Genomic DNA, 26,923 nt, shown 5'->3' with positions numbered 1-26,923 from the left:
GCCCGACACCGCCAGCCCCGCGCCTCGAACGCTCAAGTGGAATGCTTCTTCAGAACATCCTTGAGCTGCTGAGTGCCCTGCTTGACCGCTTGTTCGGTGACAGGGTGGACCGCTCCGCCGAGGCCGCCGTTGGTGAGGGTGAGGGCGTTCGGGCCGACGCGGACGGCGGCTGTGTCCAGGGTGAGGGTCGCCGGGAGGCCCTTGAGCGTGGTCTTGAGCGTCAGCTGCAGACCCACGTCGCCCTCGCCCACGCCGGGCAGCTTGGACGTGACAACCTGGCCGGAGCCCTTGACGCCGCCCGAGTAGGCGACATCGAACTGATCGCAGGCCTGCGGGAGCGTCTTGAGCCGCGCGATGCCCTTCTCCGCGTCGCCCGGCGCGTAGGCGGCCACGCGGTAGTGCAGGTCCGCGTTGCTGCCGCCGGTGAAGCGCCGGTCGGCCTGGTCCTGTGGCTTCTCGCCCAGGAGATTGCCACTTGCCAGATCGTCGAGGAACCGCTGGCACTGGGGGGTGTTCGCCTTGCCCCGGAGCAGCTCGTCCCCCGGGCCCCGGGCGTTGGACGTGCGTGTCCAGTTCCCCTCCAGGTTGGTCTCCGTGATCAAGGCGGAATCGGCCTGCGCCCGGGTGACCGCCGGGGTGGCGGCCCCGGGGCTCGGCGACGAGGCGCTCCCGCCCCCGCCTCCCGAGCACCCCGCGACGGGGAGCAGCGCGAGAGCGGCGGCCATGGCAACACCGCGCGGTGTGCGACGCATCGGGGACCTCCTGGACGGGGCGCGGATTCCAGGTCACCACCGGCGTCCGGTGCCCGCCACCGTTCCCGTCCATCCAGGTGAGCCGCCCCGGGGCGCCGGTACGGGCGGGACGCTCCCCCGGGCGCGCACGGCGCCGAAAGGAGGCCGTGCCGGACATCGCGGGCGAAGTCGTGAGCAGGATCGCGGACGCCGAGCGGCTCCCCGCCGAGATCAGCGCGCGACCGGCCGGACCGGTGTCGCCATCACGCACACCTATCGCAACAGCCGCCAGGAGTGGATCTCCGACGCGGACACGTACGAGTGCCTCGGACGGCGCGAGGTACTGGTCGAGCCGTACCGGGGCCTTGAGCCCGGCGCCGTCACCTCCGAAAGCGTGGTCGTCAAGCGGGCCGTGGTGAACGCCAAGAAAGAGCTGCCGGGCGGCGGGACGCTCAATTCGGGTGGCTGAATGCCCTCTTGATCACGTCGGGCTCCGCCACCTACCGTGCCGGGGTACCCACCGAATGTGATCTTGGAGGATGCGCCGTGCCGAAGCTCAGGGTTCTTGTCATCGGTGACGAATACATCAGCGTCGACGTGCCGGACGAAACGTTCATCACCCTCACGAAGAACCCGAACCTCACGTTCGACGTGTCGGGCGCCTCGAAGGACGCGGGCGCCGCGGCGATCCTGTGGAACCTCCACCGCGGAGCCAATCAGCGCTGGAAGATCCAGGCCGTCACCGGCTCCCGCTTCCGGATCGTCAGCGCGCACAGCGGTCTTTGCCTGACCCTGGGCGGCGACGGCATGGGACCCGTCACGCAGGTGCCCGCCAAGGACGGCGACTACACCCAGCTCTGGTGGCTGCGCAGCGTCGACGGCGGCTTCGAGATCGCCAATGGGGAATACATCTCCCGGATAGCGGCCGAAACCGCCACCGCCGGCAAGCCGCTGAAGGGCTTCCACGGAGATGACGGCAGCAGGATCTGGACCTTCACCGCGGTCTGAGACCTTCCGGTGCGCACCGATCCGCCCTGCCGGGATCTCTCCGGCAGGGCGGATCGGCGTGCGGACCGAACACCCGCGCGGGCCGCCACCAATTCGCGTGCAGTCAAGGGTACTTGCCGAGCGCCGTACGTATCCGCCGCCGTACGGCCCCTAGCTTGCCCATATGCATACGGCACGCAATACCGATGACCATGCGACCTGACCGTCTTCTCACGCCCCGCCGACCAGGGGTGTCACCTTGCGGCAACGGGCTCCCCCGGCGGGCTTCTTCGCGCCGAGCTCGCACCACAGCCACTTGCCGCGGAACCCCGGCCCCGACCAGCCCTCCCCGATGGAGTGGCTCCCCCAGTTGTCGGCGCAGCGCCGGACGATCAACAGCCCCCGCCCGTACGTTGTTTCCGCCGCCCTCCTGGGTGCGACGGGCCGGATCACGGGCCGGCCGAACGGCTCGGGGATGTCGGGATTCGTGTCCCAGACGCTGATGCGTACGCCCTCCTCGGGCAGTTCACGGATCCGCAGCTCGACGGGCCCGTCGGAGTACCGGTAGGCGTTGGTGACGAGCTCCGAGGTCAACAGCTCGGCGTCGTCCCGGAGTTCGTTGAGCTCGTGACTGCTGAGCACGCCGCGCAAGGTGATGCGGGCGATCCACGCGGAGCGTGGATCGTTCGGCAGGTTGAGCGTGTACGACCAGGTGTTCTCCGGGGATACGGTTGCCATGACGGCTCCTTGGAGGAGGTGGTTGCGATTGCCGCGCGGTGTCAATGTCGCCGAGCAGGGCGATGCGCTTCCGCGTTCGCGGCGGGCCGGGTGAGTGGCCTGCCTCACACGGTAGGCCAGTAGGTGGTAGACCTGCTACTGAAACGGCAGCCAGGCTGCTACTTACATCCGTGTGGGTGACGCGGGCTCTCCGAAGCTGAACGAAGAGGAGAAGAGATGCCGCCAAGTACGACGCCGTCGTTGAGGCAGCAGCGCCTGGGTACGGAGCTGCGCAAACTTCGAGAACGCGCGGGCCTGACCTCAACTGCGGCCGCCGCACTGCACGGCGTCAACCAGGCTCGGATGAGCAGCATCGAGGCTGGCCGGTACCCGGTGAGCGCAGACCGTGTGCGCACCTTCGCCCGCAATTACTCGTGTCCGGACGAAACACTCATCGATGCCCTTGCCTCCATGACCGGCGGGCGGACACGCGGTTGGTGGGACGAGTACCGCGAGCATCTCCCGGCAAGCTTTCTGGACCTGGCAGAGCTGGAACACCATGCGGTTGGTCTGCACGTAGCAGTCGTCACCCACATCCCGGGATTGCTTCAGACCGTCGATCACGCTCGCGCGGTCATCCAGGAAGTGGTGCCTCCGATGCGCGCCTTCGAAGTCGAGCACAGACTCTCTCACCGCATGAAGCGGCAGGGAATTCTGTACGGGAAGAGCCCAGTACCGTACTCCGCAATCATCCACGAGGCGGCGCTGCGGATGGAGTTCGGCGGAGCATCCACTGCCCGCACCCAGCTGCGCCATCTCATGGAATCGAGCGAGCTGGACAACATCACCATCCGAGTGATCCCCTTCATCGGCAGGGCGATTCCGGGAACAGGGCAGTCAACCGACTACGTATTCGGCCCGATGCCCCAGCTCGACACCGTACAGCTGGACGTTGCTCACGGCTGTCAGTTCATCGATGCTGAAGCCGAATTGGCAAAGTACAGGGCCGTTATGGACCGCATGGAAGCGGTCGCCTTGAAGCCCGCCGAGTCGCGGGACTTCATTCACAACATCGCGCGAAGCATCTGAGGGGTGAGAGGCGTGACTACGCACAATTGGCAGAAGTCGTCTTACAGCGGGGACGCTTCGAACTGCCTGAACATCGCCGCCGCGGATGGTTCCACCCTGCTCCTACGCGAGAGCGACAACCCCACCTCCATCCTCACCCCATCCTCGGCAAAGCTGGGTGCACTCATAAGCGCCGTCAAGGGCAACCGCTTCTCTCGGGAGGGGTGCCCATGACGCACACCTGGCAGAAGTCCTCCTACAGCACGCAAGGAGCGAACTGCCTGACCATAGCCGCCGCCCCCAACGGCAAACTACAGCTCCGCGAGAGCGACAACCCCGATACCATCCTCACCCTCACCGCCACCCAACTCCGCACACTCATCCGCATGCTCAAGGGAGAGATCCGTTGACCGAGTTCCAGATACGCGCCCTGGACATGGCCGACGAGCAGACCGCCGTCACAACCCACCGCATCGGCCGCAGTGCCTATGCCATAGAAGCCGAGCTCATCGCGTTCGACGGGATTCCCGCCCTCCGGGAAACCCTGGAAGAAATGCGCGCCCAGCCACTGAACTGGCTGGGCGCCGTACACGAGAACACCCTCGCCGCCTTCATCGCCTGGCGGGAGGACACCGACCCCGTAGAGATCGACCGGCTCTGCGTGGACCCGGAATTCTTCCGCAGGGGCCTGGCCGCGCGACTGCTGACGCACCTGCTCGACGAGATCGTCCCCGACCGCGACATCGTCGTGACGACCGGCGCCGCGAACCACCCGGCGGTCACGCTCTACAAGCGCCTCGGCTTCACGCGCGGCAAGGACTTCCAGCCGGTCCCAGGCCTGACCATGGCCTACTTCGAGATGCGCCGCCGCTGAACGCGCGTGGGGTCAGACAATCGGGGCGAGGAAGTTCGGCAGTTCGACGATGGGGTCGCTCCCGGGAGGAGCGGTCACGTCGATGCTGCCGTTCGTTTTCGCGCCGAGCAGGCCCAGGACAGTGGCGTCGACTTCCGCATGAGCCGGCGCCGCCAGCGCGGCAGCTCCGATGGTGAGCAGAAGACTCGCGGCGAAGGCGGTCACGGCGCGCTTGACGGTTCGCATGGTTCTCCCCTTGTCGATCACGCGTGGCAGGCGCGGGAGTTCTTTCCACCGGGTTGTCCGACAAACGGCGCCCGCCGGGGGCGCGGCAGCGCGAGCCCTCGCGCACGCCGAGGCGCGCGCCCACGCGCCGTGACGCCTGCGGCGGGCATCGCCCGTGGTCAACATGCGGTCACATGATAGGCGTTATGCACCCGTTGAGGTGAATTACGCGCGCAGCCCCTATTCGAGGTTGACGTGTCGCGCTGTGCTGCTGGTATTGCCCCGGCCAGGGCAATACCGTCGAAGAAGTGAGGCAAGCATGCCCTCTACATATTCTCCGACTCACCGCACGGGGCTCATCGTCCTGAGCGCCTTCGTTCTCGTCATCGGCTTCCTCTTCGCCGTCCCGCAGCGCGGGTTCGCAGCGGACCCGAAACCCTCGCCGTCGGCCCACACACCCGCCATCGCCAAACCCGTACCGGAGAAACCGGTCGACGTGCCGGAGAACACCAATCCCGTGACCTACCACGGCGGTCCGGTCCAGGACGCACCCCAGGTGTACGTCGTGTGGTGGGGGAATCAGTGGTCCAGCGGGAACAACGACCCCAAGAACGAGCTGTTTCTCCAGGCGGATTTCCTGGACGACCTCCACGGCGCCGGTGACAACTGGAGCACCTCGGCCACGCAGTACTGCTCCGGCATCGCGACCGGATCGAAGGACTGCTCCCGCGCCGCCACGTTCGTCGGGCATCCCGCTGTCAGCCCGCGGGTGGGCCAGTGGGACGACGAGAGCGCGCCCGCGCCGCAGACCCCCGGGCCGAATGACTTCGCGAATGAGGCCATCAAGGCCGCTCAGTACTTCGGCGTGAGCGGCACCAACGTCCAGATCATCATCGACACGCCGCCGGGGGTCGTACCCAGCGGCTTCAAGACTCAGTACTGCGCCTGGCACTCCGAGACCGCTCTGCCGGACGGCAGCCAGATCACTTTCACCAACTTCCCGTACATGACGGACGCCGGTGATGGCTGCGGCGCCAATAACGTGGCCGTCGGAAGTACCGGTGTCAACGCGAGCACCGAGGGCGTGACCATCGTCGGCGGCCACGAGTACGGCGAGACCCTCACGGACCCCGGGGTCGGTTCGGGCTGGACCGACAACACCGGAGGCACCGGCGAGACCGCCGACAAGTGCGCGTGGATCAGCACGGGCATCGTTTCGCTGAACAGCCACAAGTACGCCGTCCAGCCGTTGTGGAGCAATAACGCCAACAGCGGCGCGGGAGGATGCGTCAAGTACTACAACTCGCCGACCGACCAGGGCTGATCAGGTCCGGGTGGGCGGAGCCATGCGCTCCGCCCACCTCCTCCACGATCCCGCAGGCAACGCAGAAACGGCCCCGCAGCATGAGCCATCGCGTCCTCGCCCCCATCGCCCGTATCTCCCTGGCCGCCACCGCCCTGGCACCGCTCGCCCTCACCGGCTGCTCCGGCACCGCAGGACCGGCGGCCCATCCGTCATCCGCACCCGCGTGCCACGCCCCCGGCAAGGCGATCCTGCCGCACACCGACGGGACCATCACCGAGAACGACAACGGTGCACGCGTCTGCCTGGCCAAAGGCCAGCAGATCGCCGTATTCCTCAATGCCCGGAGCAAGGATTCCCGCGCACTCTGGCAGCCGGTCACGGCACAACCGTCATCAGCCGTCCGACGCGGTGACAGCGGTGTGATGACCCTGCCGATCGGCGTCACCGCCGCTCTGTTCACCCCGACCGCTGCCGGCGACATCCACTTGACCAGCCGCAGGGACTCCGGTGGAACATGGGCGGCCACCCTGGTCGTCCACTGACCGGTCGCGCATCGGATCGAGATCGCCAGGTACCGGCGGAGATGGCAGTGGCCACCTCCGCCGGTCATTGTGCGGATGGCCTGGAGCGCAGTCGCTAGTCGGCGTCTTCGACGACTTCCACTTCGGCGATTTCGACGACGTAACCCTCCGCCTGCAGGGTGGAGATGTCGGTGGACGCCTGCTGGGTGACGTCCATGACGGCGTACCGCAGGTCGGGATCGCGTGTGAGCATGTCTTCCTCCTTCACGACGGCTTGCTGTGAGCTGTGGTGTCCTTCATCGCTCTGCGGATCAACACACCGATCCGGCTGAGAAGTGCGGAGCGTTCGTCGTCACTCAGTGCGGCCTGCTGTGCGGAGGCGGCTTCGGGGTCGCGCATGAACTCGGCGAGACGGGCCGGATCCATTGCCAGCTCGGTCAGGTAGTCGGCCAACGGGCTGGGGCAGCGGGTCGGCACGTAATGGTCGATCGTTCCTCTCCTGCCCGGAGGGCGCTCGTCGTCGGCGACCGGCTCGGCGGACGCGGTGTCCGAGAACCGATGGGCCAGCCCCAGCCTCTCGGCCATCTGCTGATTGACCGGCCGTGGGCCGATGGGCGGAAGGTACAGGGTGGAGATGCCGGTCAGCGGCTCCTGCCGCAGCTCCCGCAGGGGCAAGGTGCGGATGTGAGGCGCACAGACCGGGTATTGGGACGCCTCGTAGTGGGTGATCAGGTGATCCGGCGGATAGAACCGGTCGAGGTACTCGGCCAGCACGCCCAGATGCTTGTTGGTGAAACCGGCGAAGTTGAACCCGAGGTCGCCGACGCACCCGGCCTGCCACACCACGACATGGGATTCCGCCAGAAGGGGCCGGTCGCGCAACAGCATGTCGGTGGCTTCCAGTTCCTGGCAGCCCGGCCTGGAGGGGTCCACGCCGAGGTCGGCGAAGAGACAGTCCAGCGCGGAGACGCCGGGCAGCATCATCGCCGGATACCCCTCTTCACGAACGGTGCGGATCGCCGCGTGCCCGGGGTGGACGAAGACGCCCGGGTGCCCGTAGAAGACGCCGCACACGTTCATGCCACGGCGGACCGGCTCGACCATCGCGTCGGTCATCTCGCGGTAGGTCCGGATGCGCGGCTTGTCGTTTCCGTACAGCCGGTACAGGTCGTCCGAGGACTTGCTGTGCTTCCGGATCCATACGTCCGTCACGGGGTCGGACACGCAATACACGACGTGGTCGGCCTGCTCGATCCAGCCGGCGGCTTCCTGTGTCAGGTGCGCTATGCCCTTGATGCCTGAGCCTGCCACTACCAGCGATCCGCCGCTCGTCACGGGGAACCCCTCTCGTCGGCCTGGGGTCAGGCTGGCAGCTCCGCCGAGCCTTCTCCAGGGGGCCGACCGGAACGGCGGAATCGTGCCGTTGAGGCAAGGGATGTCAGGTCAGCAGCCGCCATGCGGTGAGGGCGAGCCTGGCCCGTATCGGTCCGGTGGGTTCGGTGAGGTCGAAGCCCAGGGTCCTTCCGATCTGTTCGAGTCGGCGGGCGACGCTGCTGTGGTGCAGGTGGAGGAGGTCGGCCGCCCGGCGCAGGGAGCCGGTGGCGCAGTAGGCGTCCAGCGTCTCCAGATCTTCCGGCCTGCCCGCGATCCGGGCGATCGCGGCCACGTCGGCGTTGTCCCGTACGGCGTCCTGGGGGATCTCGGCCAGGAGTGCGAGCGCGCCCAGGTCGGCGTAGCGGATGACAGGTTCGCGTGGGGTGGTGAAGCGGAGGGCGGTGCGGGCCTGCTGCCAGGATCGGCAGGGGCTTTCGGCGGCGCCGATGCCCGCGTGCACGCCTGCTGGAAACCAGGCCCGGTCGACGGTGGTGGCCAGGATGACGCCGACGTCCGCGAGCCGTGCCGCCTTCACCGGGCGGGCCGGGCAGACCAGGCCGCCGATCCGGTCGAGCGGGAGCGGCGACCGTACGGCGACTACGTGGACCGGCAGGCCGGCGGTGAAACCCAGGAGCCGTAACGCCCGTGCTCCGGCCGCCTCGTCGCTGTCGGAGCTGATCGCCAGTTCGACGAGGGCCGGGTCGGCCATGGTGGTGCGGGCCGGGCCGTACCGCTCGACGGCCGTCGCGGCGGCGATGGCGAGCCGGTCGAGGAGGACTTCGTCGAGCGGGTTGGGCGGGCCGGGGCGTTCGAGCCACACCGTGCCGATCTCCTCCTCGTCGAGGATGACCGGCGCCGTGGCGGACGCGGGCGACGGCGGGGTGGACGCCTCCTTGCCGTGGGGCGAGACGCGGGTCGCCCGCCCCGTGCCGTGGAGTCGTATCCCGGCGACGCACTCGGCCAGGCCCGCCGAGGCCCGGACGAGTGCCGGGAGATCCACCCGTCGGCGCATCAGTGTGTCGTAGAACGCGACGATGCGGATCGCGCCGTCGACGTACGGATCCAGTCCCGACAGCCGTACTGCCAGTGCCTCCATGGCAGAAGGGTAGAAGAGAAGGCGCAGAAGGACAGGGGCGCCGATCGGCGCGTGATCGGGGTGGGATGCGCGACGGTTGGCGGGTGACCCCTCGGGGGGACGGCCGTGAGGATGGTCGTCATGGACCCCGAACTCGAAGCGTTCATACCGTTGTTCCCCCGGACCGACCTGACCGACCTGGTCGCCGCGCGCAGGAAATTCGCCGAGTTGGCCGCCGCGGTGCCGGCACCGGACACCGCGGACATGGAGGTCGAGGACCGCACGGTGCCCGCCGACCCGGACGTGGCGGTGCGGATCCACCGCCCGCGCCGGGCGCAGGGTGCCATCGTCTGGCTGCACGGCGGCGGATTCGTCATGGGTGACCGGGACACCGAGCACCCGTGGGCCACCCTGATCGCAGCGGGCTCCGGCGCGGTGGTGATCTCGGTGGGCTACCGGCTGGCCCCTGAGCACCGGTTCCCGGCCGCCCTGGACGACGCCTGCGCCGTACTGACCTGGACGGCCGAGCACGCGGCCGAACTCGGCGTCGACCCGGCGCGGATCGCGGTCGGAGGCCACAGTTCCGGCGGCGGGCTCGCGGCCGCGGTGGCGTTGCGGGCGCGTGACGAGCAGGGGCCGGCGATCCGCTTCCAACTGCTCAACCAGCCGGCCCTCGACGACCGGCAGGAGACGTGGTCGGCGCGGAACTTCACCGACACGCCCTGGTTCGACCGCGACAAGGCCACCACGGCGTGGCGGCACTACCTGGGCCCCCGGCCCGCCACACCGTACGCCGCCCCCGCGCGGGCCGCCGATCTGTCCGGCCTGCCACCGGCCTACATCGGCACCGCGGAGCTCTGTCCGAACCGCGACGAGGACCTTGCCTACGCGCTGCGCCTGCTGCAGGCGGGCGTGTCGGTCGAGCTGCACCAGTGGCCCGGCACCTTCCACGGGTCGCAGGCGATCCTGTCCGCCGAGGTCTCGCAGCGGCAGAACGCCGAACTCGGCGCCGCCCTGCGCCGCGCTCTGGCCGAGTGAGCCGTGCGTGTCGAAAGGCACGGGGAGAGCCCCCGTCGCACCCATTGATCATGAAAGGACGGATGTCTTGAAGATCCGACTGGTGTTATGCGGAAGCGTGGCCGCGCTGAGTGTGTGTGCGGGCACGGTGGCGGCAGTCCCCGCGCCCGACGGGGCAAGGGCCGTGCCGGCCGGCAGCGCGAGCCCGTCGACCGGCTTCGGTCCCGCGGAGCTGAAGTCCGCCGTGGACGGTGTCCACCGCGCGGGGATACCGGGGGTGTACGCCGAAGTGCGCGATGCCGGCCGGACATGGCGCGGCGCTTCCGGGGTCGCCGATGTCAGGACCGGCCGTCCCGTCACGCCCGGCATGCGGCAGCGCGTCGGCAGCGTCACCAAGACCTTCACCGCCGCCGCGGTCATGCAGCAGGTCGAGCAGGGCCGGATCCGGCTCGACGCACCGATCGGCGGCTATCTGCCGCGGCTGGTGCCGGGAGAGCGCGGCAGGAAGATCACGGTGCGGATGCTGCTCAACCACACCAGCGGGATCCCCGATTACGTCCCCTACGCGTTCCCGTCCCTCCAAGGGTTCCCTTCTCGGCCGGACGCCTCGCCCAAGAGCCTGGACGACAACCGGTTCAGGCAGTTCCGCCCGGCCGAGCTGATCGAGATGGGGGTCAACGCGCCGCCGGCAGGCGAGCCCGGAGCCACTCCGGGGGTGTACTCCAACACCAATTACCTGCTCCTGGGCCAACTCCTGGAGCAGGTGACCGGCACCACGGCCGAGGAGTACATCACCCGGAACGTCATCGAACGTGCCGGGCTCCGGCACACCGGGTTTCCGTCCGGGCCGCGCATCGAGGGACCGCACTCGCGGATGTACGAGGCTCTGAACGGCTTGCTCGACCCGCCGCGCGACTACAGCGTCTACAACATGTCCTGGTCGGGGACGGGGGCCGCTCTCGTGTCGACCATGGACGATCTCAACCGCTTCTACGGCAGGCTGCTCGACGGCAGGATCGTCAACCGGTCGTCGCTGGCGCAGATGCAGCGCACGCTCCCGGTCGTCGCCCTGGACGGATCGACGATCGAGTACGGGCTCGGTCTGCACAAGGTCGACATCCCGGGTTGCGGCACCTTCTGGGGCCACGACGGCACGGTCTGGGGGGCCGCAACGAGGTCCCTGACCCGCGCCGACGGCAAGCGGCAGATGTCCGTCGCGGCGAACCTCGTGAGGTGGAACAAGGTGGACTCCTCGGGGAAGCCGCAGCCTCACCCCATCGACGACGCGCTGTCGACGCTGTATCGGCAGGCGATGTGCGGGTAGGGACGCCTCCAGGTGACGCACCGTGGCGCCTGCGGCGGGCTTGTTCCCCACCCCGCCCCTTCCCGAACTGGGGCGCGTGCCCCAGACCCCGAAGCACGCTCCGCGCGCTGTCCTCAAACGCCGGACGGGCTGATTTCAGCCCGTCCGGCGTTTGAGGACGCGCCCGCAGGGCGCTCCGCCGCAGGCGCCGACAAGCCGCACCCGGCAATGGACCCGCACCCAGCGGAAAGCGCACCCGGCAATAAACCTCAACCGCTACGGCCGCGGCGCCTCCCACGCAGGCCCGACGGACAGATACGTGGTCCGCATGAGCAGATCCCCGGCCCGGAGCTCCTGCTTGCCCCACTTCAAGCCGTCGTTCCGCGCCGTGTTCACGAGCTCCAGCGCGTGGAACGTCCCGGTGTCGATGATCAGACGCTCGCGCCAGGTACCGGCGTCCAGGTCGACGGCCGTGCCGGCGCGCCCGGTGCTGTCCTTGACGTGCTCCGTCACCCGCGCCCCGGGAATCCGGGTGAGGACCTCGAACAGCGCGGCCCGCAGGCGCGGTTCGGCCGGGGAACCGGCGAGCAGCTCCTCGATGCCCAGGAAGAGCCCTTCGTCGGCCTCCTCACCGGTCTCCTTCCCGACGAGGCGGGCCCGCAGCTCCGCCGGGTCGGTGGGCAGCTTGTCGAGCTGGTCCCAATAGATCCGGTTGTTGCAGATGGTGTAGGGCACCCCTGCCACGTCCTGGGTGTAGTACTGGACCGGACCGTCACCGGACTGCCCGCGTGTGTCGCTCCTGCTCCGCCAGACGGTCTCGTACGACTCGTCCTTCTGCCGGGATTCACTGGTCCGGCTCCACTGGCGGGTCTGCACCTTCCAGTACGGCGCCGTCCCCGTCCGCTCCTGCGCCGCCGACCCCTGCGCAGCCGGGGAGGAGCCCCGCGCCTCACCGGAGTCCGACCAGGGCCCGAACGCGACGCCCGCCACGACCGCCACGACCGCCGCCGCCGAGGCGAGCACGGGAAGGCGCCGCCGCCACGACCGCAACGGGACGACCGCGGCCACCGGCTCCCGCTCGAGCTCGTACTCGACGGCCGGCCCGTTCCCCTCCGCGGCGCCGGCCGCCGACCGCACCGCGGCCAGCGCCGCGGCGACGGCGTCCGCCGAGGGCGGCGCGACCTTGCCCGCGGCCTTCAGCCGCCGGGCACCGGGGAAGTCGAGGAGGTTCCTGTCGTTCATGTCCTGCTGCCCGGTCATACGAGGTCTCCTGTCAGGGAAAGCGGGGCGGAGGGGCCGAGCGCCGCGCGCAGCCGGGTGCGCGCCCGGTGCAGCCGGGATCTGGCCGTGCCCGCGGGGACGCCGACGACGGCCGCGGCCTCGGTGGGGCTGAGCTGCTCCCACGCGATCAGGAGCAGCAACTCCCGCTCCACGGACGGCAGCTCGGCCAGGGTCCGGCGCATCAGCGGCGCGACCGCCGCCGCGTCCAGCCTCCGGTCGACGGCGTGCCACGGGTCGCTGCTCGCCTCACCGGCGAGCACAGCCGCCGCGGGCCGTTCCTGCCCGCGCCAGTGCGCGGCCAGCACGTTGCGGGCCACGCCGAAGAGCCATGCCCGGACCGGCCCGCGGGCCGCGTCGTAGGTGCCGCGCCCCGCGTAGGCCCGCAGCCACGCCTCGGCCAGCAGATCGTCCGCCGCGCCGGGCGCCCGGCGTGCGAAGTAGCCGTGGAGCGCCCTCGAATGGCGCTCCACGAGCGGTTCGAAGGCCGACGCGTCGGTTCCCGAGCGCGCCAGCAGTTCCTCGTCCGTCGCCACGGACCTCCCCTTCCACGGGCCGCGCCTCCCGCGGCCCCCACCCCCTACTTGTGTCCGCCCCGCAAGAGCGTTCGCGCGCAGGAAGCAGGTGGAGAGAGGTCAGCCGCCGCAGCCGCAGGAGCGGCGGATCACCAGGGCCGAGGGGAACTGCTTCAGACGCTCCCGGCGGGAGCCCGCCACGCGGAGGCCGTCGTCGAGGACGAGATCCACCGCGGAGCGGGCCATCGCGATGCGGTCGGAGGCGACCGTGGTCAGCGGCGGGTCCGTCAGGGCCGCTTCCTTGACGTCGTCGAAACCGGCCACGGCCAGGTCGCGCGGCACGTCGATGCGCAGCTCGCGCGCGGCGCGCAGGACGCCGATGGCCTGGTCGTCGGTGGCGCACAGGAGCGCGGGCGGCCGGTCGGGGCCGGAGAGCAGCTTGAGGGCGACCTGGTAGGCGTCATAGCGGTTGTAGGGGGCCTGGAAGAGCCGGCCCTCCAGGGACTTCCCGGCCTCGCGCATGGCCCGGCGCCAGCCCTCGACGTGGTCGGTGACGGGGTCGCCGACGGTCGGGGTCTCCTCCGTGCCGCCGAGGCAGGCGACGTACGGGTGGCCGTGCTCCAGCAGGTGGCGGGTGGCGAGCTGGGCGCCGCCCACGTCGTCGGTGACCACGGCGACGTCGTCGATCGCGTCGGGGCGCCGGTGCATCAGCACCACGCGGGCGTCCCAGGCGTCGATCTCCGTGGCGGCGTGCTCGCTGGGGCCCTGGCTGATCAGGATCAGGCCGGAGACCCGCATGCCCAGGAACGCGCGCAGATAGTGCACTTCGCGCTCGTCGAGATAGTCGGAGTTCCCGACGAGGACCATCTTCCCGCGCTCGGCCGCCGCCTGTTCGACGGCGTGTGCCATCTCGGCGAAGAACGGCTGCCGCGCGTCCGGGACGATCAGGCCTATGAGGTCCGTCCGTCGGGAGGCCATCGCCTGCGCGACCCGGTCGGGGCGGTAACCCAGCTCCTTGATCGCGGCCAGGACACGCTCGCGCGTGGCCGGGGCCACCGGCCTCGGACCGTTGTTGATGACATAGCTGACCACCGCGGTCGACGTCCCCGCCAGTCTCGCCACATCGTCCCGCGTCACCTTGGCCACGCGCGGCAGTCTACGCGGGTCCACCTAGCGTTTGGCCGGTCGAGCGCCATTGGTTTCCGGGGCCACGGGCTCCCCCGTCCGGGTCTTCGGGGAAGGCTCCTCGGGCTTGCGGTCCTCGGAGCGCTCGGCGGCCTTCTCGGGCTTCTCGGGGATCACAAATCGATAGCCGACATTCCGGACAGTGCCGATCAGGGACTCGTGCTCGGGACCGAGCTTGGCCCGCAGCCGCCGCACATGGACGTCCACGGTCCGGGTGCCGCCGAAGTAGTCGTAACCCCACACCTCCTGCAACAGCTGCGCCCGGGTGAAGACCCGGCCGGGATGCTGCGCGAGGTACTTCAGCAGCTCGAACTCCTTGAAGGTCAGATCCAGCACCCGCCCCTTGAGCTTGGCGCTGTACGTCGCCTCGTCCACGGAGAGGTCGCCCGTGCGGATCTCCATCGGGCTGTCGTCCATCGAGATCTGCTGGCGGCCCATCGCGAGCCGCAGCCGCGCCTCGACCTCCGCCGGGCCCGCGGTGTCCAGCAGGACGTCGTCGACGCCCCAGTCCGCGGTGACGGCGGCCAGCCCGCCCTCGGTGACCACCAGGATCAGCGGGCAGCCGGGGCCGGTGGAGCGGAGCAGCTGGCAGAGGCTGCGTACGTGCGGGAGGTCGCGGCGGCCGTCGATCAGTATGACGTCGGCCCCGGGGGTGTCCACCAGCGCCGGCCCCTCGGCGGGGGCCACCCGCACGCTGTGCAGCAGCAGGCCCAGCGCGGGCAGGACCTCCGTCGACGGCTGGAGTGCGTTGGTCAGGAGCAGCAGGGAGCTCATCGGCCGCCCCCTGCCAAGGTCGTCGTGCGTTTCCGGCACATCTGCGACGCGCTTCGCTCGCCCATGACGTCGGTCCTCCTCGGTCCCTGCGAAGGGGGTACCACCCAGGCTGAGGCACTGGGGGAGTGTGCGGCCCTGCTTCGTACGGTTTTGGGCTGCGCGCCCTGGAGCACGCATGCGCTCATTCGCGCGGGCGCGCGTCTGAATGCACAAAAGGACCCGGGGGCTGCTCTGCCCGGATCCTCTCTGCCCAGCAGGATAGCCCACGGGGCTTTCCCCGGCCGGGGCGATTTTGCACGAGCTTGTGTTTCGTCGATCACTTCGGGTGGTCATCGGCTGTTGGGCTTGACGTTACCGAGTGGAGGCATGAGGGGGCGCACGGAGGCATTCGGGGGGCCTCAAACGCCGGACGGGCTGGTTTTCCAGCCCGTCCGGCGTCAAGAACTCAGGCTCCCGCGACCGGCGCCGCGAACTGGGACGCGTACAGGCGCGCGTACGCCCCCTCCGCCGCCAGCAGTGAATCGTGCGTGCCCTGCTCCACGATCCGGCCGGATTCCATCACCAGGATCACGTCCGCGTCGCGGATCGTGGACAGGCGGTGGGCGATGACGAAGCTCGTACGGCCCGTGCGCAGCTGGGCCATCGCGTGCTGGATCAGCACCTCCGTGCGGGTGTCGACGGAGCTGGTCGCCTCGTCGAGCACGAGGATCTCCGGCTCGGCCAGGAACGCGCGGGCGATGGTGATCAGCTGCTTCTCGCCGACGCTGACGTTGGAGCCCTCGTCGTCGATGACGGTGTCGTAGCCGTCGGGGAGGGTGCGGACGAAGCGGTCGACGTGGGTCGCCTTCGCGGCCTCGACGATCTTGTCCATGGAGGCGCCCTCGGAGCCGTAGGCGATGTTCTCGGCGATGGTGCCGCCGAAGAGCCAGGTGTCCTGGAGGACCATGCCGATGTGGGAGCGCAGCTCCTCGCGGGACAGCTGCGCGATGTCGGCGCCGTCGAGGGTGATGCGGCCGTCGTTCACCTCGTAGAACCGCATCAGGAGGTTCACCAGGGTGGTCTTGCCCGCGCCGGTGGGGCCGACGATGGCGACGGTCTGGCCGGGGCTCACGGTGAGGGTGAGCCCGTCGATGAGCGGCTTGTCGGCCTCGTAGCGGAAGGAGACCTCCTCGAAGGCGACCTCTCCGCGCACGTGCACCGGCTCCGCCGGGGCGGCGGCGTCGGCCGACTGCTCCTCCGCGTCGAGCAGCTCGAAGACGCGCTCCGCGGAGGCGACGCCGGACTGGACGAGGTTGGCCATGGAGGCGACCTGGGTGAGCGGCTGGCTGAACTGCCGCGAGTACTGCACGAACGCCTGGACGTCACCGATGGACAGCGAGCCGGAGGCGACGCGCAGCCCGCCGACGACGGCGACGAGGACGTAGTTGAGGTTGCCGATGAACATCATCGCGGGCTGGATGATCCCGGAGATGAACTGCGCCTTGAAGCCGGCGGCGTAGAGGTCCTCGTTCTCCTTGCGGAAGGTCTCGGCGGACTCCTTCTGCCGGCCGAAGACCTTGACCAGGGAGTGGCCGGTGTACATCTCCTCGATGTGGGCGTTGAGCTTGCCCGTGGTCTTCCACTGCGCGACGAACTGCGGCTGTGCCCGCTTGCCGATGCGCGCGGCGATGACGACCGACACCGGGACGGTCACCAGCGCGATCAGGGCCAGCAGCCAGGAGATCCAGAACATCATCGCGAGCACGCCGACGATGGTGAGGAGGGAGGTGACTATCTGGCTCAGGGTCTGCTGGAGGGCCTGCTGGATGTTGTCGATGTCGTTGGTGGCACGGGAGAGGACCTCGCCGCGCTGCTGCTTGTCGAAGTAGCTCAGCGGCAGCCGGCCCAGCTTGTCCTCGACGTCCTGGCGCAGCCGGAAGGAGGCGCGCTGGACGACGGTCGTGGCGATGCGGGCCTGGAACAGCTGGAAGACGGACGCGCCGACGTAGATCAGCAGCACCCAGAACAGGACGCCGCCGACCGCGTCGAAGTCGATGCCGTGGCCGGGGGTGAAGTGGACGGAGTCGAGCAGGTCGGCGGCCTTGCCGTCGCCGTGCTTCCGCATGGCGTCGATGGCCTGCGCCTTGGTCACGCCGTCGGGGAAGCCCCGGCCGACGACACCGGCGAAGATCAGGTCGGTGGCCCGGCCGAGGATCTTGGGGCCGAGCACCGACAGGGCCACGCTGGCCACGGTGAGGAGCAGGGCCACGGTTATCAGGGCCCGCTCGGGGCGGAGTATGCCCAGCATCCGCTTGGCGGAGCCGGCGAAGTCCATGGACTTCTCGGTGGGCTGACCGCCCATGAGGCGGCCTATACCGGCCGCGGGTGCGGGGCCTCTGCGCAGCGTCCCGTCCGACGCCTCGCCGGACTGACCGCCCTTCCCGCCCGGCTGTGCGGGCTTTTCCGGGGACGTCACGCGGCCTCCTCCTCGGTGAGCTGGGAGAGCACGATCTCCCGGTAGGTCTCGTTCGTCGCCATCAGTTCGGGGTGGGTGCCGGTGCCGACGACCCGGCCCTCGTCGAGGACGACGATGCGGTCGGCGTCGCGGATGGTGGACACCCGCTGGGCGACGATGACGACCGTCGCGTCCCCGGTCTCGTCGGCCAGGGCGGCGCGCAGCCGCGCGTCGGTGGCGTAGTCGAGCGCGGAGAAGGAGTCGTCGAAGAGGTAGATCTCGGGGCGGCGGACCAGGGCCCGGGCGATGGCCAGGCGCTGTCTCTGGCCGCCGGAGACGTTGGTGCCGCCCTGGGAGATCGGCGCCTCGAGGCCGAGTTCCATGCTCTCGACGAAGTCGCGGGCCTGCGCTGTCTCCAGCGCCCGCCACAGCTCCTCGTCACTCGCGTCGGGCTTGCCGTAGCGGAGGTTGGAGGCGACGGTCCCGGAGAAGAGATAGGGCTTCTGGGGGACGAGTCCGACGGTCTCGGACATCAGGACGGGGTCGAGTTCGCGCACGTCCACGCCGTCGACCAGCACCGTTCCACCGGTGGCGTCGAAGAGCCGGGGCACGAGGCCCAGCAGGGTCGACTTGCCGCTTCCGGTGGAGCCGATGACGGCGGTGATCTCGCCGGGGCGCGCGACGAGCGAGACGTCCTTGAGGACGGGCTCCTCGGCGCCGGGGTAGCGGAACTCCACGCCCGTGAGCTCCAGATGGCCCGAGCGGCGCAGCTGCGTGACCGGCGCGGCCGGGGGCACGACGCTGGAGTCGGTGCCGAGGACCTCCTGGACGCGCTCGGCGCAGACCTCGGCGCGCGGCACCATCATGAACATGAAGGTGGCCATCATGACGGCCATCAGGATCTGCATGAGGTAGCTGAGGAAGGCCGTCAGCGCGCCGATCTCCATGTGGCCGCCGTCGATGCGGTGGCCGCCGAACCACAGGACGGCGATCGACGAGAGGTTCACGACGAGCATCACCGACGGGAACATCAGGGACATCAGCCGGCCGGCCTTGAGCGAGACGTCCATCAGCTCGGTGTTGGCGCTGCGGAAGCGCCCCCGCTCATGGGTGTCGCGGACGAAGGCCCGGATCACGCGGATGCCGGTGATCTGCTCGCGCAGCACGCGGTTGACGGTGTCGATGCGCTCCTGGACGCCCCGGAAGACCGGCCGCATCCGCCAGATGATCAGCGACACGATGATGCCGAGGATCGGCACGATCACCAGGAGCAGCGCGGACAGCGGCACGTCCTGGTTGAGGGCCATCACGATGCCGCCGACGCACATGATCGGGGCGGACACCATCAGCGTGAACGCCATCAGGACCAGCATCTGGACCTGTTGGACGTCGTTGGTGGTCCGGGTGATCAGCGACGGCGCGCCGAACTGGCCCATCTCGCGCGAGGAGAAGGACTGCACCCGGTCGAAGACGGCGGCGCGCAGGTCGCGCCCGAGCGCCATGGACGTGCGCGCGCCGTAGTACACGGCGCCGACGGCGCACACGACTTGGACGAGCGTCACCCCGAGCATCCAGCCCCCGTAGCGGAGAATGTATCCCGTATCACCCTTGACGACGCCGCCGTCGATGATGTCCGCGTTGAGGGTGGGTAGGTAGAGCGTGGCGAGCGTCTGTACGAGCTGCAAGAGCACGATCAGCGCAATGGATTTGGAGTAGGGCCTCAGATACGCCCGCGTAAGTCGTACCAACACACACGCAGCCTATGTGAGGGCTCCCCCGCGTGGGCTCCCGAATTGCGGGCGGGCGCCGTGACTCCGCATACACCCGTCATCATGGGAGGCGCACAAGAAGGAAAGGGGTCGCCGTGGCGACGACACAACCGGCACGGCCGGTGGAGGCCGGTGGCGCGGCCGCGCCGGCCGGGCTGCCGAGGCAGCCGGGACCGGCGGGCGTGATCCGGTACTGGGCCGCGGCCAAGGCCGCGGCGGGCACGGCCGAGGAGCCGTACGCTGCGGTGACGCTGGCGGACGCGCTCGACGCGGCCCGGCGGCGGCATGCCGCGCGCCCCGAATTCGCCCGGGTGCTGCTGCGCTGCTCGTTCCTCGTGGACGGCGACCCGGTCGGCACACGCGACCACACGACGGTGCAACTGGCCGAGGGCGGCACCGTCGAGGTGCTCCCGCCCTTCGCAGGAGGGTGACCCCGGCACGATGACCAATCAGCCGCACAACGGATACGGGCCGCGAGAGCCGTACGAACCGTACGAACCTCATGATCCGTACGGTTCCTACGACCAGCAGGGCGTACAGCCTCCGGCGCAGCCCGGCTACGACGCCTACCAGCCGTACGACCCGTACGCGCAACAGCAGCCCCAGCAGCCCCAGCAGCCGCAGAGCCCCGCGGCGTGGCCGACGACGCAGGGCGGCCAGCAGGGCTACGCGCAGCAGGAGCCCGTGACGCAGACCTGGCAGACCCCGACCTGGGACACGCAGACGTGGCAGCAGCCGGTCGCGCCCGCGCCCGCCGGGGACCACTCCTACGGCTCGCCGTGGCCCGGCGAGCCGGAGCCGGCCCCGCAGGCGCACGGCTTCGGGCACGCTCCGCAGGCGCAGCCGCCCGGGCCGGTGGAGGAGCCGCCCGCGCCCGCCGCGCCGGAGCGGCCGATGACCGCCGCCGAGAAGGCCAAGGCGGAGGGCCGCCCGCAGATCCTCGCGCCGGGCTTCCGGCCCGCCGTGCTGACCACCGTGCTCGCGGTGCTGCTGGCGGCGGCCGCGCCGCTGGGGCAGTTCGCGCTGGTCGTCCCGGTGGCGCTGCTCCAGGCGGTGACGGCGGCGGGCTGGTTCCGGCTGAACGGCATGTGGCCGGCCCGGCAGGGCATCGCCCTGGCGTTCCTCGGCGGCGTCGCCGCCGACATCGGGCTGCTGGCCACGGACGCCGACCAGGCGCCGACCGTCCTCATGGGCACGCTCGGCGTGTGGGTCCTGCTGACGCTGGTGCTCCAGCTGCGCAGCCACGCGGCGCCCGACGAGCGGCTGTACGGGCTGATGGTCGCCGGCGCGTCGGCCGCCCTCACGGTCGTCGCGGCCGGGCACCTGGCCGCCACGTCCTCCGACGCCGTCGTGATCGGCGCGGTCGGTGTCGCGGTGACGGCCCTGGCCCGCGCGCTGCCGCTGCCGAAGATCGCCTCCCCCGTCGTCGCCCTGATCGCGGCCGCGGGCTCGGGCGTCGCGACCGGCTCGCTGACCGGCTTCGGGACGTCCGCGGCGCTGCTCGCCCTGGCGGCGGGCGGCTGCGCGCTGGCCGGCCTGCGCGCGGCGAGCTACGACTACCCGTCGCGCTTCGTGCACATGACGGCGGGCGTCGCGCTCCCGCTGATGGCGGCCGCCCCGGCCGTCTATGTGCTGGGCAGGGCCCTCGGCTGATCGTCCCCCTGGTACGCCTGATCACCGGTTTTGTCGGTTTTCCGTACGGTCCGGTTAGGCTCCCTGCACAGGCAGGGGGCCTGACCGTGACCCGGGGGAGCGAGAGATACCGATGCGCGCTATACGGATAACCCTGATCATCGCCGTGGTGCTGGGGGCCCTCTTCGTCGGCGCGGACCGCGTCGCGGTGTACTTCGCCGAGAGCCAGGCCGCCGAGAAGATACGCAGCTCGCAGAGCCTGTCGGGCACCCCCGACGTGTCGATCAAGGGCTTCCCCTTCCTGACCCAGGTCGCCAACTCCAGCCTCGACGAGGTCGAGGTGAAGCTCGACGGCGTGACCGCCGGGGCGGGCGACCGGTCGATCCAGATCACGGGCTTCAACGCCAAGCTGCAGGACGTCCGGATCAACAGCAGCTTCACCTCCGCCGTCGCCGACCGCGCGACGGGCACCGCCCACATCTCGTACGCCGACCTCACCAAGGCCGCGAACGACCCGGCCGTGACGGTCGGTTACGGCGGCACGAACGCGGCGGGCAAGAGCCAGGTCAAGGTCACCGGCAAGATCTCGGCGATGGGCCAGAGCATCGAGCGCAGCGTCAACTCCACGGTGACGGTCGTGGGCGGCGACACGATCAGCGTGCGGGCGGACGAGATCCCGGCCGAGGGCTTCCCGGGCCTGGAGAAATTGGTCCGGCAGAAGATCGACTTCGACCGGAAGATCAGCGGCCTGCCGCGGGGCATCAAGGTGGACAAGGTCGTCACCACGCAGGACGGCGTCGACATCACGCTGACGGGCTCGCACGTCAATCTGGCGGGCTGAGGCCGTACCAACCGGCGAGACATCGCCGTCCGCACGCCAGACCCCTGGCGGGCGGACCCCCGGAAACGGCCTCTCCCCGGGGCCGCCCGACGCCTCGTATCCCACATTCCGGAATATTCCGTCTCACTATTCAACACACCGGTGACACACCCGCCTGTCCGTCCCTACGATCGGACGCATGAAGCGACAGGCGGACCTCACGAAGCGGCGGGCAGTCGACCTGTGCCGCGTCGCCGCCATGCTCTGTCGTCATGCCTGACGGGGGCGCGCACCCCTTGGCGGACTCAACCGCCGGTCGCCCGCCCCGCGCTCGTTCCCCCTCGGCCCGTCGAGGCCACCGCACCAACCGCTGCGCGGCACCGCACGCTCCCCCTTCGATCCGGAGCCCACCGCGCACACCCCGCAACTGCCCCGGAGGAGAACAGCATGAGCCGCAATGACGTCCTGGTGGACGCCGACTGGGTACAGGCCCGGATCGACGACCCGAAGACCGTCATCGTCGAGGTCGACGAGGACACCTCGGCCTACGACAAGAACCACATCAAGAACGCCGTCCGGATCGACTGGAGGACCGACCTCCAGGACCCGGTGCGCCGTGACTTCGTCGACCAGGCCGGCTTCGAGAAGCTGCTGTCGGAGAAGGGCATCGCCAACGACGACACCGTCGTCCTCTACGGCGGCAACAACAACTGGTTCGCGGCGTACGCCTATTGGTACTTCAAGCTCTACGGCCACCAGGACGTGAAGCTCCTCGACGGCGGCCGCAAGAAGTGGGAGCTCGACTCCCGCGACCTGGCGGCCGAGGTGCCGAAGCGGGAGCGCACCGAGTACCGCGCGCAGCCCCAGGACACCTCGATCCGCGCGTTCCGCGACGACGCGGTGGCGGCCATCGGCACGCTCAACCTCGTCGACGTCCGCTCCCCCGACGAGTTCAGCGGCAAGCTGCTCGCCCCGGCGCACCTCCCGCAGGAGCAGTCGCAGCGCCCCGGCCACATCCCGACCGCGCGCAACATCCCGTGGTCGAAGTCGGCCAACGACGACGGCACCTTCAAGTCGGACGCCGAGCTGAAGGCGATCTACGAGACCGCGGGCGTGGACCTGACCAAGGACACCATCGCCTACTGCCGCATCGGCGAGCGCTCCGCCCACACCTGGTTCGTCCTCCACGAGCTGCTCGGCCAGGCGAACGTCCGCAACTACGACGGCTCCTGGACCGAGTACGGCTCCCTCGTCGGCGTGCCGATCGAGCTCGGCGCCAACTGACCCCTCCCCCTCCCCTCATCCCTCAAGGAACGCTTATGTGTGGAGCAAAGGCCGGCGGCCCCGACGCGTCGACCGCCAAGCCCGGTGAGACGACCATCCAGGGCTCCGTGACCCGCGACGGCGAGCCCGTCACCGGCTACGTCCGGCTCCTGGACAGCACCGGCGAATTCACCGCCGAGGTGCCGACGTCCGCGACCGGCCAGTTCCGGTTCTACGCCGCCGAGGGCACCTGGACGCTGCGCGCGCTGGTGTCCGGGGCGACCGCCGACCGCACGGTCGTCGTCGCCGAGAAGGGCACCCTCGCGGAGGTCGCCATCGCCGTCTGACGGCACTCACGAACGGCCGGAGGGCCGCACCCCGGGGTTGGACGCCATGATGGGGGTGCGGCCCTTCGCGCCGCGCACGGTCCGGTCGTACGGTGGAAGCGTGTACGCGCGGCGCCGCCACTGGTACTTCGCCATGATGGGCACCTGCATCGGGCTGTTCGTCCTGGCGTGGGCGGTGGTGCGCCTGTTCTCCGTCCCGGCGGCGGTGGCGATGTGCCTCGTCGCGATGGTGATTCCCCCCGTCGCGGCGATCGTCGCGAACCGCCACGGCCCGGACGACCGCTGGTGGGACGACCCGTCGGGCGACCCGAAGTCGGACGAGTGGTGGGACGAACTGGACGGCAAAAGGCGGCGCTGAGCGCCGGCTCGTCCCCATGGGTGCGGCGGGCCCCGTGCAAACGGTCAGTACACCAGCGCCTGCACGCCGTCCCCCATCGCCTCCGCCACAAACACCTGCGCCCCGGCGATGCGCGCGCCCTCGATCAGGTCCTTCTCCTCGATGTCGCGCCGCGCAGCGCACTGCGTACACACCGTGATCATGCCCCCGCCGACCCGGATGCCCTCGATCAGATCCGCCAGCGGCGCCGCATGCGGCAGGGAGAACTCCGCCGCCCGCCCCGGCAGCGCGAACCACGACGCCTCGCCGGTCAGCCACAGCGACACCTCGACCCCGCTCGCCACGGCGACGGCAGCCACCGTGAACGCCTGCGAGCACCTCTCGGGCGCGTCCGCGCCCGCCGTGACCTTGAGGACAAGCTTCTTGTTCGCCATGCGATCACTGTAGGCCCGCCCCACCGACCTCACAGAGCCCCTGCCGACGCGTCCGACTAGACTCGGCAGCGGTCCGTACCCCCTCTCTCCGACCGAGGAGCACGCTCGTGCTTGAGGCAGTCTTCACCACCCTGCTCGTGCTGGTCGCCGTCGGCGTGCTCGCCTTCGCCGGGCTGACCTGGAAGAAGCTGTACCAGGGCCAGCGCTGACCCAAGGCAGCTGACCGTTCTCCCTCACCGTCTCCTACAGATCGTCTGAGCCCATGATCGAGATTCCGTCCGACCTCCACCCGGACCTCGTGCCCCTCGTCTTCCTCCTCGGCAAGTGGGAGGGGGCCGGCGTCGCCGACTTCCCCGGCTCCGAGAAGTGCAACTTCGGGCAGGAAGTCACCTTCACGCACGACGGCCGTGACTTCCTGGAGTACACGTCGCACAGCTGGGTGCTGGACGCCGAGGGCAAGATGGTCCGCCCGCTGGAGACCGAGAGCGGCTTCTGGCGGATCGGCAAGGACCGCAAGGTCGAGATCGTCATGATCCGCGACCAGGGCGTCGCCGAGGTCTGGTACGGCGAGCTGGCCGACAAGAAGCCGCAGATCGACCTGGCGACGGACGCCGTCGCCCGCACCGCGGCCTCCGGTCCGTACACGGGCGGCAAGCGCCTCTACGGCTACGTCAAGGGCGACCTGATGTGGGTCGGCGAGAAGGCCACCCCCGAGGTGCCGCTGCGCCCCTACATGTCGGCGCACCTGAAGAAGATCGCCGACCTCCAGGAGTGGGCCGCGAGCCTGCCCGACGACATGCCGGACGGCGTCGCCTTCTTCAACCAGGACGGCACGCCCTACACCGGCTGAGCACGACGCACGACAACGCAGAACGCGCCCCGCGGGGGAAGTCCGGTCGAAGTCCGGCGCTGACCCGCAACGGTAGGCGGAAGGTCCCCTCGGGGCCTTCCGCGAGCCCGATCACCCGCGGTGGCGTCAGCTCCTGACAACTCGCCGTGGACTGCGAGGGGACACCCGGGCCGCACCCTTGTCGCCCCCGGGCCGCTCCTTGGTACGTACGACGCGGCCCGAGGCGAAGGCGTACCGCTCGTGGCGACCCCCCTCAAGGCCCCCGTCCCCCGTGCGCCGGGCGGGCCGCCGCCACCCCGGCGGCTGCCGCTGCCACCGCTGCTGGGCGGGCTGGGCGCGGCCCTGCTCGTCTCCCTCGTGTGCGCGGTCGGCCTCGGCTCGGCCGGGGTGACCTGGGGCGAGACGCTCCGCTTCCTGCGGGCCGGGCTGACCGGCGGGACCATCGCACCGGACGAGGTCTCCGCCTACACCATCGTGTGGGAGCTGCGCTTCCCGCGCGCCCTGCTGGCCGCCGTCGTCGGCGCGGGGCTCTCCGCCATCGGTGTGGCCGTGCAGGCCATGGTCCGCAACGCGCTCGCCGACCCCTTCGTCCTCGGCATCTCCTCGGGCGCGGCCGTCGGCGCCAACGCCGTGCTGCTCTTCGGGGCGCTGGGCTCGCTCGGCGTCTGGGCGCTCTCCAGCGCCGCCTTCGCCTCGGCCCTCGCCGCGATGCTGCTCGTCTATCTCGCCGCGCGCACCCCGCAGGGGCTGACGCCGCTGCGGCTGGTGCTGACGGGCTCCGCGATGTACTACGGCTTCTCGGCCGTGACCACCCTGATGGTCTTCAGCGCCGACCGCGGCGAGGCCGCCCGCTCGGCCATGATGTGGCTGCTCGGCAGCCTCGGCGGCGCCACCTGGGCGTCCGTGCCCATCGCGGCCGCCGCCGTCCTCACCGGGCTCGGGTATCTGCTGTGGTCGGCGCGCGGCCTCAACGCCCTGGCCATGGGCGACGAGACGGCCGCCGCGCTCGGCGTGGACCCCGGCCGGCTGCGCCGCAGGCTGTTCGTCGTCGCGGCCGCCGTCACCGGTGCCGTCGTCGCCGTCAGCGGCGCGATCGGCTTCGTCGGCCTGATGGTCCCGCACATCACCCGCATGCTCGTCGGCGCCGACCATCGCCGGGTGCTGGCCGTGGCCCCGCTGCTCGGCGCGGTGCTGCTGGTGTGGGTCGACATCGTCTCCCGGCTGCTGCTGGCACCCGTCGAGCTGCCGGTCGGCGTCATCACCGCGATCATCGGCGTGCCCTGCTTCGTGCTGCTCATGCGCCGCCGCGGCTACAGCTTCGGAGGGTCATAAGGATGCGGGTCGACATCGAGGGCCTGTCGGTCGAGGTCGCGGGCGCGCGCCTGGTGGAGGACATCGCGCTGCGGGCGGAGTCCGGCCACTTCGTGGGCCTGGTCGGCCCCAACGGCAGCGGCAAGTCCACCCTGCTGCGCTGCGTCTACCGCGCGCTGCGCCCGGCCGCGGGCACCGTACGGCTGGACGGCGACGACCTGCACGGGCTGACCGCCCGCGAGGGCGCCCGGCGGCTGGCGGCGCTGCCGCAGGAGTCGGCGAGCGAGTTCGACTTCACCGTCGCCGAGATCGTCGCGATGGGCCGGCTGCCGCACCAGGGCGCCGCCGCGCGGGCGAGCGCGCGGGACGGCGAGGTGTGCGCGGCCGCCCTGGAGCAGGTCGGCGCGGCCCACCTCGCCGACCGGGCCTTCCCGACCCTGTCGGGCGGCGAGAAGCAGCGCGTGCTGATCGCCCGCGCCCTGGCCCAGCAGCCGAAGGTGCTGGTCCTGGACGAGCCCACCAACCACCTGGACATCGCCCAGCAGCTGGAGGTCCTCTCGCTCGTGCGCGGCGCGGGGCTGACCGTCCTGGCCGCGCTGCACGACCTGAACCTCGCCGCCACGCACTGCGACGCGCTGTACGTCATCGCGGGCGGCCGCATCGTCGCGTCCGGCCCGCCGGACGCGGTCCTGACCGCCGGCCTGCTGGCCGAGGTCTTCGGCGTACGGGCCCACCGGGTGCCGCACCCCGAGTCCGGTGCCACCCGCCTGCTCTTCGACCGCCTCCCGACCCCGTAA

33 protein-coding genes are annotated in these 26,923 nt (G+C 70.4%); 20 read left to right on the top strand and 13 right to left on the bottom strand.

Translation table 11 applies throughout. The features are described 5' to 3' along the window. Positions 1-32: 32 nt before the first annotated feature. Complete coding sequence (locus tag DXZ73_RS25060) at positions 33-752, bottom strand: hypothetical protein (protein ID WP_162890321.1); 720 nt, start codon at positions 750-752, stop codon at positions 33-35. 49 nt (positions 753-801) lie between these two features. Between DXZ73_RS25060 and DXZ73_RS38335 the strand changes: the two genes are divergently transcribed. Next, positions 802-1,200 carry a hypothetical protein gene (locus tag DXZ73_RS38335; protein ID WP_162890320.1) on the top strand — a complete coding sequence of 133 codons (399 nt, stop codon included), beginning with the start codon at positions 802-804 and terminating at the stop codon, positions 1,198-1,200. Between the two features lie 77 nt (positions 1,201-1,277). Continuing rightward, a complete protein-coding gene (locus tag DXZ73_RS25055; RefSeq protein WP_162890319.1) occupies positions 1,278-1,739 on the top strand; it encodes an RICIN domain-containing protein in 462 nt (153 codons plus the stop codon). Positions 1,740-1,949: 210 nt separating this feature from the next. Here the strand turns inward: DXZ73_RS25055 and DXZ73_RS25050 are convergent, their stop codons facing one another. Further along, on the bottom strand, positions 1,950-2,456 hold the full coding sequence (locus tag DXZ73_RS25050) for an ATP-binding protein (RefSeq protein ID WP_116213305.1): 507 nt from the start codon (positions 2,454-2,456) through the stop codon (positions 1,950-1,952). 216 nt (positions 2,457-2,672) lie between these two features. On the opposite strand from DXZ73_RS25050, the gene DXZ73_RS25045 reads away from it, so the two are divergent. From DXZ73_RS25045 to DXZ73_RS25030, 4 genes are read left to right on the top strand one after another with little or no spacing between them, the layout of a single operon-like run. Further along, complete coding sequence (locus tag DXZ73_RS25045) at positions 2,673-3,524, top strand: helix-turn-helix domain-containing protein (protein WP_116213304.1); 852 nt, start codon at positions 2,673-2,675, stop codon at positions 3,522-3,524. 3 nt (positions 3,525-3,527) lie between these two features. Further along, complete coding sequence (locus tag DXZ73_RS25040; RefSeq protein ID WP_338059137.1) at positions 3,528-3,737, top strand: DUF397 domain-containing protein; 210 nt, start codon at positions 3,528-3,530, stop codon at positions 3,735-3,737. Continuing rightward, positions 3,734-3,913, top strand: a complete 180-nt coding sequence (locus DXZ73_RS25035; protein ID WP_116213302.1) for a DUF397 domain-containing protein — start codon at positions 3,734-3,736, stop codon at positions 3,911-3,913. Before DXZ73_RS25040 ends, DXZ73_RS25035 begins: the two co-directional genes overlap by 4 nt. After that, complete coding sequence (locus DXZ73_RS25030) at positions 3,910-4,377, top strand: GNAT family N-acetyltransferase (protein ID WP_240351480.1); 468 nt, start codon at positions 3,910-3,912, stop codon at positions 4,375-4,377. The genes DXZ73_RS25035 and DXZ73_RS25030 overlap by 4 nt, the downstream gene beginning before the upstream one ends. A gap of 12 nt (positions 4,378-4,389) precedes the next feature. Here the strand turns inward: DXZ73_RS25030 and DXZ73_RS25025 are convergent, their stop codons facing one another. Continuing rightward, positions 4,390-4,602, bottom strand: a complete 213-nt coding sequence (locus DXZ73_RS25025) for a hypothetical protein (protein ID WP_162890318.1) — start codon at positions 4,600-4,602, stop codon at positions 4,390-4,392. Positions 4,603-4,900: 298 nt separating this feature from the next. On the opposite strand from DXZ73_RS25025, the gene DXZ73_RS25020 reads away from it, so the two are divergent. Together DXZ73_RS25020 and DXZ73_RS25015 are read left to right on the top strand one after the other, a co-directional pair. After that, positions 4,901-5,905 (top strand): hypothetical protein, encoded by a 1,005-nt coding sequence (locus tag DXZ73_RS25020; protein ID WP_116213300.1) that lies wholly within the window; start codon positions 4,901-4,903, stop codon positions 5,903-5,905. A gap of 80 nt (positions 5,906-5,985) precedes the next feature. Beyond that, positions 5,986-6,429 carry a hypothetical protein gene (locus DXZ73_RS25015; RefSeq protein ID WP_116213299.1) on the top strand — a complete coding sequence of 148 codons (444 nt, stop codon included), beginning with the start codon at positions 5,986-5,988 and terminating at the stop codon, positions 6,427-6,429. A gap of 94 nt (positions 6,430-6,523) precedes the next feature. On the opposite strand, the gene DXZ73_RS38330 is transcribed toward DXZ73_RS25015, so the two are convergent. From DXZ73_RS38330 to DXZ73_RS25005, 3 genes are all read right to left on the bottom strand, one after another. Continuing rightward, on the bottom strand, positions 6,524-6,661 hold the full coding sequence (locus tag DXZ73_RS38330) for a hypothetical protein (RefSeq protein WP_162890317.1): 138 nt from the start codon (positions 6,659-6,661) through the stop codon (positions 6,524-6,526). An 11-nt stretch (positions 6,662-6,672) separates the two neighbouring features. Beyond that, positions 6,673-7,743, bottom strand: coding sequence for an SAM-dependent methyltransferase (locus tag DXZ73_RS25010; protein ID WP_116213298.1), 1,071 nt, complete (start codon positions 7,741-7,743; stop codon positions 6,673-6,675). A 103-nt stretch (positions 7,744-7,846) separates the two neighbouring features. After that, the gene (locus DXZ73_RS25005; protein ID WP_116213297.1) at positions 7,847-8,878 is read right to left on the bottom strand and encodes a helix-turn-helix domain-containing protein; all 1,032 of its coding nucleotides are present in this window, start codon (positions 8,876-8,878) and stop codon (positions 7,847-7,849) included. A gap of 120 nt (positions 8,879-8,998) precedes the next feature. Here DXZ73_RS25005 and DXZ73_RS25000 point away from each other — a divergent pair, with 120 nt between their 5' ends. Both DXZ73_RS25000 and DXZ73_RS24995 read left to right on the top strand, forming a co-directional pair. After that, positions 8,999-9,895 (top strand): alpha/beta hydrolase, encoded by an 897-nt coding sequence (locus tag DXZ73_RS25000; RefSeq protein WP_116215837.1) that lies wholly within the window; start codon positions 8,999-9,001, stop codon positions 9,893-9,895. Between the two features lie 163 nt (positions 9,896-10,058). After that, the gene (locus DXZ73_RS24995) at positions 10,059-11,198 is read left to right on the top strand and encodes a serine hydrolase domain-containing protein (RefSeq protein ID WP_240351781.1); all 1,140 of its coding nucleotides are present in this window, start codon (positions 10,059-10,061) and stop codon (positions 11,196-11,198) included. A 255-nt stretch (positions 11,199-11,453) separates the two neighbouring features. On the opposite strand, the gene DXZ73_RS24990 is transcribed toward DXZ73_RS24995, so the two are convergent. The 6 genes from DXZ73_RS24990 to DXZ73_RS24965 all read right to left on the bottom strand — a co-directional run bounded on the left by DXZ73_RS24990 (position 11,454) and on the right by DXZ73_RS24965 (position 19,114). Further along, positions 11,454-12,437 (bottom strand): hypothetical protein, encoded by a 984-nt coding sequence (locus DXZ73_RS24990; RefSeq protein WP_116213296.1) that lies wholly within the window; start codon positions 12,435-12,437, stop codon positions 11,454-11,456. Next, entirely contained in the window at positions 12,434-12,991 is a 558-nt protein-coding gene (locus DXZ73_RS24985) for an RNA polymerase sigma factor (RefSeq protein WP_116213295.1), read from the bottom strand. Before DXZ73_RS24985 ends, DXZ73_RS24990 begins: the two co-directional genes overlap by 4 nt. A gap of 99 nt (positions 12,992-13,090) precedes the next feature. Continuing rightward, positions 13,091-14,116, bottom strand: a complete 1,026-nt coding sequence (locus DXZ73_RS24980; RefSeq protein ID WP_116215835.1) for a LacI family DNA-binding transcriptional regulator — start codon at positions 14,114-14,116, stop codon at positions 13,091-13,093. Between the two features lie 24 nt (positions 14,117-14,140). Next, positions 14,141-14,929: a response regulator transcription factor gene (locus DXZ73_RS24975; protein WP_116213294.1), complete on the bottom strand. Its 789-nt coding sequence runs from the start codon at positions 14,927-14,929 to the stop codon at positions 14,141-14,143. A 445-nt stretch (positions 14,930-15,374) separates the two neighbouring features. Continuing rightward, a complete protein-coding gene (locus tag DXZ73_RS24970) occupies positions 15,375-17,270 on the bottom strand; it encodes an ABC transporter ATP-binding protein (RefSeq protein ID WP_116215834.1) in 1,896 nt (631 codons plus the stop codon). A gap of 110 nt (positions 17,271-17,380) precedes the next feature. Further along, positions 17,381-19,114 carry an ABC transporter ATP-binding protein gene (locus tag DXZ73_RS24965; RefSeq protein ID WP_116213293.1) on the bottom strand — a complete coding sequence of 578 codons (1,734 nt, stop codon included), beginning with the start codon at positions 19,112-19,114 and terminating at the stop codon, positions 17,381-17,383. Positions 19,115-19,287: 173 nt separating this feature from the next. Here DXZ73_RS24965 and DXZ73_RS24960 point away from each other — a divergent pair, with 173 nt between their 5' ends. The 7 genes from DXZ73_RS24960 (at position 19,288) to DXZ73_RS24935 (ending at position 23,552) form a co-directional block, all read left to right on the top strand. Further along, the gene (locus DXZ73_RS24960) at positions 19,288-19,563 is read left to right on the top strand and encodes a MoaD/ThiS family protein (RefSeq protein WP_116215833.1); all 276 of its coding nucleotides are present in this window, start codon (positions 19,288-19,290) and stop codon (positions 19,561-19,563) included. Between the two features lie 10 nt (positions 19,564-19,573). Next, positions 19,574-20,785: a hypothetical protein gene (locus DXZ73_RS24955; RefSeq protein ID WP_116213292.1), complete on the top strand. Its 1,212-nt coding sequence runs from the start codon at positions 19,574-19,576 to the stop codon at positions 20,783-20,785. 112 nt (positions 20,786-20,897) lie between these two features. Continuing rightward, positions 20,898-21,605, top strand: coding sequence for an LmeA family phospholipid-binding protein (locus DXZ73_RS24950; protein ID WP_116213291.1), 708 nt, complete (start codon positions 20,898-20,900; stop codon positions 21,603-21,605). A 178-nt stretch (positions 21,606-21,783) separates the two neighbouring features. Further along, positions 21,784-21,864, top strand: coding sequence for a putative leader peptide (locus DXZ73_RS40645; protein ID WP_359364022.1), 81 nt, complete (start codon positions 21,784-21,786; stop codon positions 21,862-21,864). Positions 21,865-22,031: 167 nt separating this feature from the next. Beyond that, on the top strand, positions 22,032-22,868 hold the full coding sequence (locus DXZ73_RS24945) for a sulfurtransferase (RefSeq protein WP_116213290.1): 837 nt from the start codon (positions 22,032-22,034) through the stop codon (positions 22,866-22,868). Between the two features lie 35 nt (positions 22,869-22,903). Next, positions 22,904-23,194 carry a DUF1416 domain-containing protein gene (locus DXZ73_RS24940; RefSeq protein WP_116213289.1) on the top strand — a complete coding sequence of 97 codons (291 nt, stop codon included), beginning with the start codon at positions 22,904-22,906 and terminating at the stop codon, positions 23,192-23,194. 100 nt (positions 23,195-23,294) lie between these two features. Further along, positions 23,295-23,552 carry a DUF3099 domain-containing protein gene (locus DXZ73_RS24935; RefSeq protein ID WP_116215832.1) on the top strand — a complete coding sequence of 86 codons (258 nt, stop codon included), beginning with the start codon at positions 23,295-23,297 and terminating at the stop codon, positions 23,550-23,552. A gap of 44 nt (positions 23,553-23,596) precedes the next feature. Here DXZ73_RS24935 and DXZ73_RS24930 read toward each other — a convergent pair whose 3' ends face one another. Next, positions 23,597-23,965: a DsrE family protein gene (locus DXZ73_RS24930; RefSeq protein ID WP_116213288.1), complete on the bottom strand. Its 369-nt coding sequence runs from the start codon at positions 23,963-23,965 to the stop codon at positions 23,597-23,599. Between the two features lie 262 nt (positions 23,966-24,227). On the opposite strand from DXZ73_RS24930, the gene DXZ73_RS24925 reads away from it, so the two are divergent. From DXZ73_RS24925 to DXZ73_RS24915, 3 genes are all read left to right on the top strand, one after another. Further along, positions 24,228-24,815: an FABP family protein gene (locus tag DXZ73_RS24925; protein WP_116213287.1), complete on the top strand. Its 588-nt coding sequence runs from the start codon at positions 24,228-24,230 to the stop codon at positions 24,813-24,815. Between the two features lie 240 nt (positions 24,816-25,055). After that, entirely contained in the window at positions 25,056-26,147 is a 1,092-nt protein-coding gene (locus tag DXZ73_RS24920; protein ID WP_116213286.1) for a FecCD family ABC transporter permease, read from the top strand. A gap of 2 nt (positions 26,148-26,149) precedes the next feature. Further along, positions 26,150-26,923: an ABC transporter ATP-binding protein gene (locus DXZ73_RS24915; RefSeq protein WP_116213285.1), complete on the top strand. Its 774-nt coding sequence runs from the start codon at positions 26,150-26,152 to the stop codon at positions 26,921-26,923.

This window comes from Streptoverticillium olivoreticuli subsp. olivoreticuli (assembly GCF_003391135.1).
Taxonomy (GTDB): Bacteria; Actinomycetota; Actinomycetes; order Streptomycetales; family Streptomycetaceae; genus Streptomyces; species Streptomyces blastmyceticus.
The sequence above is the reverse complement of the archived record's forward strand: the minus strand, read 5'-3'. Positions and strand labels throughout refer to the sequence as shown.

Coding starts and splice junctions, on each gene's coding strand:
- DXZ73_RS25060 (WP_162890321.1), bottom strand. CDS start 752: ATGCGTCGCACACCGCGCGGTGTTGCCATGGCCGCCGCTCTCGCGCTG.
- DXZ73_RS25050 (WP_116213305.1), bottom strand. CDS start 2,456: ATGGCAACCGTATCCCCGGAGAACACCTGGTCGTACACGCTCAACCTG.
- DXZ73_RS25045 (WP_116213304.1), top strand. CDS start 2,673: ATGCCGCCAAGTACGACGCCGTCGTTGAGGCAGCAGCGCCTGGGTACG.
- DXZ73_RS25035 (WP_116213302.1), top strand. CDS start 3,734: ATGACGCACACCTGGCAGAAGTCCTCCTACAGCACGCAAGGAGCGAAC.
- DXZ73_RS25025 (WP_162890318.1), bottom strand. CDS start 4,602: ATGCGAACCGTCAAGCGCGCCGTGACCGCCTTCGCCGCGAGTCTTCTG.
- DXZ73_RS25020 (WP_116213300.1), top strand. CDS start 4,901: ATGCCCTCTACATATTCTCCGACTCACCGCACGGGGCTCATCGTCCTG.
- DXZ73_RS25015 (WP_116213299.1), top strand. CDS start 5,986: ATGAGCCATCGCGTCCTCGCCCCCATCGCCCGTATCTCCCTGGCCGCC.
- DXZ73_RS38330 (WP_162890317.1), bottom strand. CDS start 6,661: ATGCTCACACGCGATCCCGACCTGCGGTACGCCGTCATGGACGTCACC.
- DXZ73_RS25005 (WP_116213297.1), bottom strand. CDS start 8,878: ATGGAGGCACTGGCAGTACGGCTGTCGGGACTGGATCCGTACGTCGAC.
- DXZ73_RS25000 (WP_116215837.1), top strand. CDS start 8,999: ATGGACCCCGAACTCGAAGCGTTCATACCGTTGTTCCCCCGGACCGAC.
- DXZ73_RS24990 (WP_116213296.1), bottom strand. CDS start 12,437: ATGACCGGGCAGCAGGACATGAACGACAGGAACCTCCTCGACTTCCCC.
- DXZ73_RS24975 (WP_116213294.1), bottom strand. CDS start 14,929: ATGAGCTCCCTGCTGCTCCTGACCAACGCACTCCAGCCGTCGACGGAG.
- DXZ73_RS24970 (WP_116215834.1), bottom strand. CDS start 17,270: ATGGGCGGTCAGCCCACCGAGAAGTCCATGGACTTCGCCGGCTCCGCC.
- DXZ73_RS24955 (WP_116213292.1), top strand. CDS start 19,574: ATGACCAATCAGCCGCACAACGGATACGGGCCGCGAGAGCCGTACGAA.
- DXZ73_RS24950 (WP_116213291.1), top strand. CDS start 20,898: ATGCGCGCTATACGGATAACCCTGATCATCGCCGTGGTGCTGGGGGCC.
- DXZ73_RS40645 (WP_359364022.1), top strand. CDS start 21,784: ATGAAGCGACAGGCGGACCTCACGAAGCGGCGGGCAGTCGACCTGTGC.
- DXZ73_RS24945 (WP_116213290.1), top strand. CDS start 22,032: ATGAGCCGCAATGACGTCCTGGTGGACGCCGACTGGGTACAGGCCCGG.
- DXZ73_RS24940 (WP_116213289.1), top strand. CDS start 22,904: ATGTGTGGAGCAAAGGCCGGCGGCCCCGACGCGTCGACCGCCAAGCCC.
- DXZ73_RS24930 (WP_116213288.1), bottom strand. CDS start 23,965: ATGGCGAACAAGAAGCTTGTCCTCAAGGTCACGGCGGGCGCGGACGCG.
- DXZ73_RS24925 (WP_116213287.1), top strand. CDS start 24,228: ATGATCGAGATTCCGTCCGACCTCCACCCGGACCTCGTGCCCCTCGTC.
- DXZ73_RS24915 (WP_116213285.1), top strand. CDS start 26,150: ATGCGGGTCGACATCGAGGGCCTGTCGGTCGAGGTCGCGGGCGCGCGC.